This is a genomic window from Propionivibrio sp., assembly GCF_049316945.1.
Taxonomy (GTDB): Bacteria; Pseudomonadota; Gammaproteobacteria; order Burkholderiales; family Rhodocyclaceae; genus Propionivibrio.
The window spans coordinates 1-9,338 of sequence record NZ_JBMOJE010000156.1; the positions used below are offsets into that span (position 1 = coordinate 1).

General features: G+C 56.9%; 10 protein-coding genes and 1 pseudogene. 8 read left to right on the forward strand and 3 right to left on the reverse strand.

Annotated features, from left to right (window positions below):
- The coding region (locus ACOYNV_RS23035) for a hypothetical protein (RefSeq protein ID WP_422902150.1) at window positions 1-936 on the forward strand (936 nt) is incomplete at its 5' end.
- A 32-nt stretch (window positions 937-968) separates the two neighbouring features.
- Here the strand turns inward: ACOYNV_RS23035 and ACOYNV_RS23040 are convergent.
- Window positions 969-1,100: pseudogene (locus ACOYNV_RS23040) on the reverse strand (IS4 family transposase); the annotation flags it as partial.
- A gap of 692 nt (window positions 1,101-1,792) precedes the next feature.
- Here ACOYNV_RS23040 and ACOYNV_RS23045 point away from each other — a divergent pair.
- The 6 genes from ACOYNV_RS23045 (at window position 1,793) to ACOYNV_RS23070 (ending at window position 5,979) form a co-directional block, all read left to right on the forward strand.
- Entirely contained in the window at window positions 1,793-2,362 is a 570-nt protein-coding gene (locus tag ACOYNV_RS23045; protein WP_422902151.1) for an RNA polymerase sigma factor, read from the forward strand.
- A complete protein-coding gene (locus ACOYNV_RS23050; protein ID WP_422902152.1) occupies window positions 2,359-3,267 on the forward strand; it encodes a hypothetical protein in 909 nt (302 codons plus the stop codon). The genes ACOYNV_RS23045 and ACOYNV_RS23050 overlap by 4 nt, the downstream gene beginning before the upstream one ends.
- A 109-nt stretch (window positions 3,268-3,376) precedes the next feature.
- Window positions 3,377-4,288, forward strand: coding sequence for a hypothetical protein (locus ACOYNV_RS23055; RefSeq protein WP_422902153.1), 912 nt, complete (start codon window positions 3,377-3,379; stop codon window positions 4,286-4,288).
- Window positions 4,289-4,781: 493 nt separating this feature from the next.
- Window positions 4,782-4,964 carry a hypothetical protein gene (locus tag ACOYNV_RS23060; RefSeq protein ID WP_422902154.1) on the forward strand — a complete coding sequence of 61 codons (183 nt, stop codon included), beginning with the start codon at window positions 4,782-4,784 and terminating at the stop codon, window positions 4,962-4,964.
- A 327-nt stretch (window positions 4,965-5,291) separates the two neighbouring features.
- Window positions 5,292-5,798 carry a sensor domain-containing diguanylate cyclase gene (locus ACOYNV_RS23065; RefSeq protein WP_422902159.1) on the forward strand — a complete coding sequence of 169 codons (507 nt, stop codon included), beginning with the start codon at window positions 5,292-5,294 and terminating at the stop codon, window positions 5,796-5,798.
- A gap of 25 nt (window positions 5,799-5,823) precedes the next feature.
- Window positions 5,824-5,979 (forward strand): hypothetical protein, encoded by a 156-nt coding sequence (locus tag ACOYNV_RS23070; protein ID WP_422902155.1) that lies wholly within the window; start codon window positions 5,824-5,826, stop codon window positions 5,977-5,979.
- A gap of 235 nt (window positions 5,980-6,214) precedes the next feature.
- Here the strand turns inward: ACOYNV_RS23070 and ACOYNV_RS23075 are convergent, their stop codons facing one another.
- Both ACOYNV_RS23075 and ACOYNV_RS23080 read right to left on the reverse strand, forming a co-directional pair.
- Window positions 6,215-6,481 carry a hypothetical protein gene (locus ACOYNV_RS23075; protein ID WP_422902156.1) on the reverse strand — a complete coding sequence of 89 codons (267 nt, stop codon included), beginning with the start codon at window positions 6,479-6,481 and terminating at the stop codon, window positions 6,215-6,217.
- 353 nt (window positions 6,482-6,834) lie between these two features.
- Entirely contained in the window at window positions 6,835-8,586 is a 1,752-nt protein-coding gene (locus tag ACOYNV_RS23080; protein WP_422902157.1) for a PHA/PHB synthase family protein, read from the reverse strand.
- A gap of 371 nt (window positions 8,587-8,957) precedes the next feature.
- Here ACOYNV_RS23080 and ACOYNV_RS23085 point away from each other — a divergent pair, with 371 nt between their 5' ends.
- Complete coding sequence (locus ACOYNV_RS23085) at window positions 8,958-9,260, forward strand: hypothetical protein (protein ID WP_422902158.1); 303 nt, start codon at window positions 8,958-8,960, stop codon at window positions 9,258-9,260.
- The last annotated feature ends 78 nt before the right edge of the window (window positions 9,261-9,338 follow it).

A 9,338-nucleotide genomic window follows, 5' to 3' on the forward strand; every position in this document is an offset into this window, starting at 1 on the left:
AAGTCCGACACAAAACCAATTTGTCAGAGCTTGCCACGTGTTATTGAGGTGTTACTCACTGCCCTCGAACAACCGCGAGAGCCGGGACGCGGGGCGCCAGTCGTCAGCCTTGATGGGGCTGCCGCCAAGCCTCCGATTGAGTCGGAATCCGACAACAGCGCTATCGAACAGGCCTTGGTTAGCAAAGGGCTGGTATTGCTACCCGCCGGCACGTACCGTATTTCCCCCAGCATCAGTTGGGCGCATAGCGGTAACGGCAACAACGAAACAGATTCTTATTTCTACGGATTGGGTCTTGATGTGGGTCTGCCGTGGGGCATGTCGGCTTCCTTGAATGTTCCTTATGTGCAACGAGACTATTCGTGGGGGCGAAATGACGGTGTGGGCGATTTTTCAGTGAGTTTGAGCAAAACATTGGCTGAGGAAACCGCGAAAACACCCTCGCTCGTCATGAGGCTTGGCTATGTCCACGACAATGGGAAAGATCCTTTTAACGCCGTGCCTATAGGTGGCGGCTTCCGTTCAGTGGAAGCGTCACTGTCCGCATTTAAACGCATCGAACCACTGGTGCTTTATGGTCATTTATCTTACAGCCATGGCTGGTCCACGACTGCGACCTACCTGGATGGGGCAACGTATTACACCAGCGAAATTACGCCGGCTGATGGATACGGACTGGGGCTGGGTGCGTCTCTGGCTGCAACGCCCGAAATTTCCCTTGATGCGGGGTTGTCTTTCGACTTCAAAGGCAAGAACAAAGTCGCCCCTCTGGAAGGTAATGCGTACAACACTGCGCGCACCGTTGCTGGCTACTTCCATTTCGGTTCGACCTTTGTCCTGGACAAAAACCTGTCCCTAAACCTGACTGCCGCAGCCGGGGTAACTGATGATGCTGAAGACTTCATCTTTATGGCGTCGTTGCCATATCGGTTTTAGTGGTTTCGGGACAGAGAGGAAAGCGGTTCGCAATCGACGTAGCCACGATCCATGACGTAGATGGCGCCGGTTTCCGGCAGTTGCAAATCGAGGGCATGGGCGTCGTGCAACTTGCCGTTGGAAACGTTGATGAAACTGGGAATGCTGCCGCGCAGGTCGAACAGGTTAACCGAGCCACCGATCTGAGACCAACCAAAACCCCCGATCACACCGACGGTCGCACTGCCAGTGCATCCGCCCATTCTGGACCACTTGAACTATCCCTAGTTGAGATATATGCATAGGGGTCGGAAGGGTGAATAGCGGTTTTCGGTAAGCGGTCGCCCGGACTCGTCGGCCTTTTTTTTTCGGCGCGCCAGGATGAACGTCGGCAATCCGAAGTGCTGCTGACGTTCAAGGCGCCAGCCCTCAATGGCCGGTCAGGCCGAACACTTGCCCTTGTCCTAACGCTAAGTATGGCCTCTCAACTCTGGAACCTGCCGCTAAGGTCGTCGAAAGTTGGATGACCGCTGAGGGTCGATTTCCGTCAGCGAAGTATTATTTCCGTAGGCATATATGTTGGCGAATTGCAGCGATTTCCAACCACAGAACCCAACGCGATCGAATCAATCTGCCCCTAAATTCCAGCCATGCACGAATGTTATGGCGATCACCATACTCGGCTGAATTTTTGGAATTCCAACCTCAGAATGCAAATAGCCGATGTTTTTAGCGCCAACCCCGCAGTGAGCCACTGCCAAGCGGGGAAGCCAATTTTTCACTCGCAGAAGAAGCCATGCAGAACCGGCCTCGATGGCATCTGATTTTCACCTTCCTCTAACCCCGAAAACGGATACCACTCGTTTACACTGAGGGCATGGAAGAATCGCGCACTGACGAAACACTCATGCTGGCTTATCGCGATGGCGATGCAGCGGCATTTGAGGTGCTTTATGCGCGTCATCGCGGTCGTTTGTTCCGCTATTTGCTGCATCAGTGCGGTCGACGCGAGCAGGCGGATGAAATGTTTCAGGAGATATGGATGTCGGTAATTCGTGCTCGGAGCGGCTACGAGGTGTCGGCCAAGTTTACGACCTGGTTGTTCCGCATCGCCCATAACCGGCTGATCGACGGCTTTCGCGCCCGCGGCCGGCTGGCTGAGTTTGAAGTTGAGGTTGGCGATGCCGAAAGCGATCCTCCAGATTATCCTGCACCTGACGGCGAACAGCCGGAGCGCCTGTTCGATCGCGCACAACTGGCTGGCCGCCTGGTCACCGCGATTGAAGCATTGCCGCCGCCCCAGCGCGAAGCCTTTCTGCTGGCTGCCGAAGGGGGCTTGACGATCGAGGAAATCGGCAACGCCACCGGCACCGGCTTCGAGACCGCAAAAAGCCGCCTGCGTTACGCCTATGCGCGACTGCGTAACGAACTGGGGGATTTGCGATGACTCGGCCCGTCCTTCCGCCAGCACCCGAGGTGCCGGATTCGACCGTGAACGAACTGCACGCGCTTTACCATCAAGTCGCCGGTGATGAGCCAAGCCTGATGCTTGACCGGTGCATCCTCAATGCGGCACGCGCTGAAGTACAGTCCCATGGCACAACTGAATCAAGGCCTCAGGCGCCGTGGTGGAAGCGCTGGCTGGCCCCGGCTTCTGCCATTGCTGTCGCAGCTCTGGGGCTGTCGCTAAGCTGGCACGTCATGGATCAACAGGAACGCGATATGCGCGAGGAAATGAGCGCTACCCAGGCTGAGCGCAAAGGGGAAGACGATGCGTCGGGTCAAATCGCTCCGGCGGCAAAACCGGATCCGGCTCAGCCGTCAAGCAAAACCCAGGCATCCACAACAACTCGTCGTGCTGAAACGAAGGCCGCCCGCAATTCGCCGGCCGAAATACAGGAGCAAGCAGCGCCGCCGGCTCGCGGGCTGCCCGCAGAATTGATGGTCGCCCCGCCGGCCCCGGCGGCCCCGGCGTTCATAGCCCCGCCGATGCCAGCGCACGAGGCCCAGAAGAAAAGCAAGCGCGCCGAGGTGGATGAGCCGAGGGAAAAGCGCGACACCCGCGATGCCGTCAGCGCCGGTTCCGGTCTGGCCCATCCGCTGGGCAAGTTGGAAGCCAGACAACCCGGACCTGACTCGAGCGCCAGCGCGGCGGCCGACTATTCCAGCGATTCAACGGCCAACGCGACTGCCAAATCCGCAGACGATGCCGCCACGCCGGAAGCCTGGCTGAAACACATCCGTGAACTGCGCGCCGCCGGACGCAATGCGGCTGCGGCGCAAAGCCTTGCCCGGTTTCGTTTGCGTTACCCGAGTTTCATGCTGCCGGATGATCTGATCAACCTGAAGTAAGTCGGAAACGGGTATTTCTGCCGTTTTAACCCCGTTTCCCGAAGTCCTCCGTTTATAGGCTTGCGGACTACGCAAACCTTGATTTTTATTTTCCACCACGGAGGACATCATGAACAGATCCGGCTTCACATCCAGCATTCTCGGCGCCATGAGTTTCCTGGCATTACTCGGCTGCACCCAGAGCACCCTCGCCGCCCGACTGGTTGACGTTTCAGTCGTCAATCGCAACACCGGCGAACGGCTCACGCCGTACCGGCACGATGGCAAGCTCTATGTTGCCGGCACGCCAGGTGACCGTTACTCGGTCGAACTCAAGAGCAAGCGCGGCGAGCGCGTACTCACCGTCCTGTCGGTGGATGGCATCAATGTGCTCACTGGCCAGACCGCCGCCACGCTTCAATCCGGCTATGTGATCGATGGCGGTCAAAGCTATGGAATAAACGGTTGGCGCAAGAGCATGGACGATGTGGCCCAGTTCGTCTTCACCGCGCTGCCCAACAGCTATGCGGCGCGCACCGGCCGGCCGGGCAATGTGGGCGTGATCGGCGTCGCCGTCTATCGCGAGAAAGCGGTTGCACCACCGCCACAACCCATCGCCGTGGAGCCCTATTCGCCATCGACACGCACTGAATCCGCACGCGACGCCCAAAACAGCCCGGAACGCGAAGCACCAGCGGCCCCCGCTCAATCAGCCAAAGCCGAAAGTGCCGATAGCACCAAGGCCACGCTTGCCGGCGCGCTGGCCGAACGCCGCGCTGACCAGGCGGAATCCGGCTCTCCATCACCTGCAGTAATCGAGAAAAAGGCCAAACGACTCGGCACTGGCCACGGCGAACGCGAGTATTCACCAACGCGCTACACCGAGTTCGTTCGCAACAGTGACGCACCCGATGAAATCGTCACAATCTACTACGACTCCCGCGCCAACCTGATCGCACAAGGCATCATCCCGTCACCACGGCCGGCCGAACCGACGCCATTCCCATCCGGCGCCGGCTTTGTGCCCGACCCTCGCGGCTAATCAGAAATTCTGAAGAGCAGCGCTGTGCGATTACGGGTTCAAGAAGCGTATCTGAGGCAAATTCACGCCGGCAGCGGCGCCGGAATCAACGGTGCCCGGCCGGTTGCCAGACCAGACTTCGAAAAGAACGTCGTCAATAGCCTATTCTGCATCGTGGCTGGATACCCTGTGGATAGGCGATCTACAGCCAATGACCGTGAAGAGTGGCGTATTTAAAGGCTAACCGGCCTGCCATGCTGTAGAACGCCATTTGACGCGGCTTCCATGGATGGTGGCTGTATTTAGTTACGTTCATAACCTTGACACCCAATCGAAAAATAACTTCAGGTATCCGATTCCCATGATTGACGCCGCGTCCTTGTGTTGCGGCGCCTAAGAAGTAACAAGTGTTAAATGCGATTTGCGGGGTATATTCCTTGATCGGCCTTGGACTTGCATATGGGCATCGAGAAATATAACAAAAAAAGGGGAGGTGACAAATGAATGGGGTGGCGTGGAAAATTCGTTTTGCGATGCTGCTGCAGGTTACCGCCGCTGCGGTGAACATGAACAGCCTTTCCTGTTACAGACTTATCGTCGTGATACCGGGGAGATCATGCATGACATTTCCGCGCCGGTGTATGTCAAGGGCCTGCACTGGGGCGGTTTTCGCATTGGCTACAAAACCGGGGTTTGATGCAAGGTCGCGCTGCCACGTCCGGATATAAGACGTAACCAACGGACGTTCAGGGCTGCATCTCTGTAATGTGCATTCCGGCCCTGCCTGGCCGACCTGGTTCTGGACAGCCTGCTGGCTGACGCCTCAAGTTACTACAGTCGGCACGAAACAACGGAATTTGCCAGCGACGGCCACAAGGCCTAAGGCTGGTTCGGCAACCTCAACGGCAAGCGGCGTTACCTGACCTTTGAGGCAAAACCGCTGTTCGATGGCGACAGGGCCATCGGCGCCATCGGAATACTCCAGGACATCACGCGCCACCAGGAGACGGAAGATCAGCTGAAACTGTCCGCCAGTGTCTTCGAGAGCACCTCGGAAGGCATCATCATTACCGGAGCCAACAATCGTACCCTGTCCGTGAACAAGGCTCTGGAAGGCCTGACCGGTTATCGTGCGGATGAAATCGTTGGCAAGAACCCGAAAATGTTTGCCTCGAAACGCCACCCCGACAGCTTCTACCGAAAAATGTGGGAGACCCTGCATGCCATCGGCCACTGGCAGGGCGAGATCTGGAACAGGAAGAAAACCGGCGAAGAATATCTCGTCCGCACCTATATCAGCACCGTGAAAACCGGGGCCAATGTGACCAACTACATTGGTTTGCTGACCGACATCACCGAAGCGAATCAGGTGATGGAAAAAATGGAGCACATGGCGCATCACGACTTCCTGACCGGCCTGCCCAACCGCAGCCTGCTCGAAGACCGCTTGCGACAGGCGGCGGCACGGGCGGCGCGGAACAAGTCCAGGCTCGCCGTGATATCTGAAGATCGACCAATCCTTCATCAGTGAGCATCAAACCCAGCACTTGAGACTGGTGGAAACCCTGTCCAGCTATGATCTGCAACTCAAGGCCAATCAGCAACTCAACCTGGAACAACTGCTCGCTTCGTTGCACACCTGGCTGATGCAACACATATTGAACAGTGATAAACGGCGGGGAGATTTCCTGCATAGACGTGGCGTGAATTAGACCCGACTTGCCGCTGCCGAGGTCTGTTCAGCCCGAAATTCCCGGCAACCGCTCCCGGTGTGATGCAACAAGCACGACTATCGATATAGCATGCCAGCGGGAAGCGCTGCCGCTTCCCGCTGGCAGCATTCGCTGTCCCTGGTCAAGTACATCGCCAAGCCGATGGCAAACAACCTGAAAGACCAATTTCCACGCCGCGATGTTTGTCGCATCCAGGCGAATTGGCGAAGCCTGGTCAATCCGCCCCGTGATGGTGCGTCTGCAGGAAGTGTTTCAGCGTCAGGCGCAAGGTCGCAGCGTGCTTCAAGTCGCCACGATTTCGGGCAGCCTCGATGTCATCGGCGATCATGCGCTTGATGCGCTTTTCACCGCTCGAAGTGTGCACCAGATAGTTACCCAGTTCGAGCGCCACGATTTCGGGCATGTGCTCGTGTTCGCCGATAGCCAGTATCTCGTCTTCGGTAAGTTCAGAAAGTTCGATGCAATCCTGAATCGTGAGCATGATCGTTATCTCCATCATTATGAATGCTACGTTGCATGGCGCTCTCCCTCAACGAGTGACATCAGCCAGTTCTTGCATGAAGAGCAATCTGTGAAACTTGTTCCTTGTTGAATTCGGATCGGCTCGTCATGTCGTAGTGAAAGACAGTCAAGACAACCCTGCAACCCGATTTTTCATGGACAACAATATCCATGAAAAATTCCAACACCTCGTTTCAATCCCTGACCGTATCTGTATTCCTGCTGTTGCAGAACCTATCGACCGAACTGAATGCCATGAGCGCCACAGCACATTGCTCACCTGCCAACCAACATGCGAACAAGTATATTTTGCATGTATTTGATATTCATGACTTATGCCCTTGCCTTGACGTAGCGACCAGGCGCCGGCTCGATCTCCTGGTAGGTCGTGCTGCCTGGCTTCTTCGGCGGGGCGACCTTCTTGCCACTGCGCTGTCCGAGCCATTCGGCCCAGTGCGGCCACCAACTCCCCTTCATCTCGGTGGCGCCGGCCACCCATTCGTCGGCGGTAAGGGAGGGCTTACTGTCGTTGACCCAATAACTTCGGCGATTCTTTGACGCGGGATTGATGGAGCCGGCGATATGGCCGCTGGCAGCCAGAGCGAAAGTCGTCGGACCACCGAGTATCTTGCGCGAAAGGTAGGCCGCCTGCCAGAGCACAAGATGATCTTCGCGGGCGGCCATGATGTAGCTCGGTACCGTGATCTTGCCCAGATCGACCTTTTCTCCGAGCATCTCCAGCTTGCCCGGCACGCGCAGTTTGTTGGTCAGGTAGGTATTGCGCACATACCAGGTGAAGCATGGCCCCGGCAGGTTGGTGCTGTCCGAATTCCAGTAGAGGAGGTCGAAAGGCTGCGGCTTCTTTCCCTTCAGATAGTTTCCGACGACATACTGCCAGATCAGATCGTTAGCCCGCAACGACGAGAAAACGCTCGCTAAATCACGCCCGTACATCACGCCGCCCTTGCCGATCGTCGCTTCATAAGCCGCAACCGTGGACTCCGTCACAAGGGCGCCGATTTCTCCCGGATCGGAATAATCGAGCAATGAGGTCATCAACGTCAGGCTCTCAACCGGCTCTTCACCCTGGGCTTTCAGTACTGCCAAGGCCGAGCACAGGAGCGGGCCGCCGATGCAGAAGCCGAGGGCATTGGGCTTGGCCGCACCGGTGATTTCCCGAACTACCGTCAGCGCCTTGATCGGCCCCATCACCAGATAGTCGTCCCAGGTGTAATGGCCCTGCTCGTTAGTGGCGCTGCGCCAGGAAATCAGAAAGACCGTGAATCCCTGCTCCACGATGTAGCGGACGAAGGAGTTCTCCGGCTGCAGATCCATCAGGTAATACTTGTTGATGCAGGGTGGCACGAGCAGGATAGGCCGTTCGAAAACCTGGTCGGTGCTCGGGCTGTACTGGATCAATTGCATCAGATCATTCTCGAAGACTACGGAACCTGGGGTTGTCGCAATATTGCGGCCGATTTCGAACGCTGCCTCGTCAGTCATCGAGATTCGGCCTTTTTCCAGATCAGCCAGCATGTTCTTGATGCCCAGGGTGATGCTCTCGCCCTTGGTTTCGAGGGCGGTCTTGACGAATTCCGGATTGGTGGCGGCAAAGTTGGACGGGGCCATGGCATCGACGAACAGCCGCGTCAGGAACTGCACGCGGATCTTGGTCGGTCCATCGGCGATCGGCATCGCTTCTGCGAGCTTGCTGAGATAGCCTGCATTAATCAGATAGGATTGGCGCACATAATCGTAAATCGGCGTTTCGCCCCACTCTGGCGCGGTGAAGCGACGATCACCCGCTTCCGGCTTGACCATCGGTTCGACCGCCTCGCCCTGCTTGTGCTGCATCATTTTCTGCCACAACTGGGCGTGTTGGGCTAACAACTCGCGCTGCAGGGTAGCGAAGGGTTCAAGGTCAAGCATCGGCAACAAGATGGGCGCGGGTTCTGCCGCTGGAGCTGAGGCGGGTAAAGAGAAGGCCGGCTGTTGCCTGGTGATGAAGTCAAAGTACGTTTTCGTCAATACCTGACCGGTCTGGAAGAAACTCTGCAACGCAGCAGATGATTGCTCTTGAGTCATGGACAATTTCCTTTCATCACAGGTTAAAGCAGAAAAAACATGGATTCGCCACAGCAATCACATGTCGTCTGCCAGTCCTTCTACCGGTACGCGTACTGGTAAGTGAGCCGCACCAGAAACGTTGTACACACATGGAACACTTTAATGCCCCTTGAGTTAAACATAGGAAATCAGGTTGGGAAATTCAACCGCAGATCAGTGATGCCGAGATGCCGAGCGTAGGGAATAAGCAGCAGTCGATACTCACTCAGAAGAACAATAGGCTCTCTGAGATAGCGGTTAATTCGAGCCCCGCCCTTTTCCCCCAGAAAATATTACGGAAGTCATTTCCGGTAGTAAGATATCAATACTATTGACGCCCGGAGTTTGCCATGCCCAACTTGTCGGTCAAACTGGATGAAGCGACACGTCACCGCCTGCTGGCGGTTGCTGCCGACCAGGGAATAACCCCGCACGCCTTCATGGTCAAGGCCATTGGCGCCGAACTGGCGCAGGCAGAGGCGGAGGCGGCTTTTGTGGCACGGGCATTGGCGGCGCGCGCACAGGTGATCGCCACCGGCCAGGTCAACGATGGGCCAGCCTTTGCGGATTATCTGCGCTGCCGTGTGCGTGGGCAGCCTGCTCTGCGCCCGTCGACACAGGCCATTGCGGAGTGTGTGGAAACCAGAGAATGACGCGCTGGCTGCTGGCGCCGGAGGCTTGACAAATCTCGCCCCATTGGAGCCACCGAATCGCGGCCTAATGGTGCCAGC

What these genes read in the sequence shown, in the direction of transcription:
- ACOYNV_RS23050 (WP_422902152.1), top strand. Translation starts at nt 2,359, where the DNA reads ATGACTCGGCCCGTCCTTCCGCCAGCACCCGAGGTGCCGGATTCGACC.
- ACOYNV_RS23075 (WP_422902156.1), bottom strand. Translation starts at nt 6,481, where the DNA reads ATGCTCACGATTCAGGATTGCATCGAACTTTCTGAACTTACCGAAGAC.
- ACOYNV_RS23085 (WP_422902158.1), top strand. Translation starts at nt 8,958, where the DNA reads ATGCCCAACTTGTCGGTCAAACTGGATGAAGCGACACGTCACCGCCTG.
- ACOYNV_RS23080 (WP_422902157.1), bottom strand. Translation starts at nt 8,586, where the DNA reads ATGACTCAAGAGCAATCATCTGCTGCGTTGCAGAGTTTCTTCCAGACC.
- ACOYNV_RS23045 (WP_422902151.1), top strand. Translation starts at nt 1,793, where the DNA reads ATGGAAGAATCGCGCACTGACGAAACACTCATGCTGGCTTATCGCGAT.
- ACOYNV_RS23055 (WP_422902153.1), top strand. Translation starts at nt 3,377, where the DNA reads ATGAACAGATCCGGCTTCACATCCAGCATTCTCGGCGCCATGAGTTTC.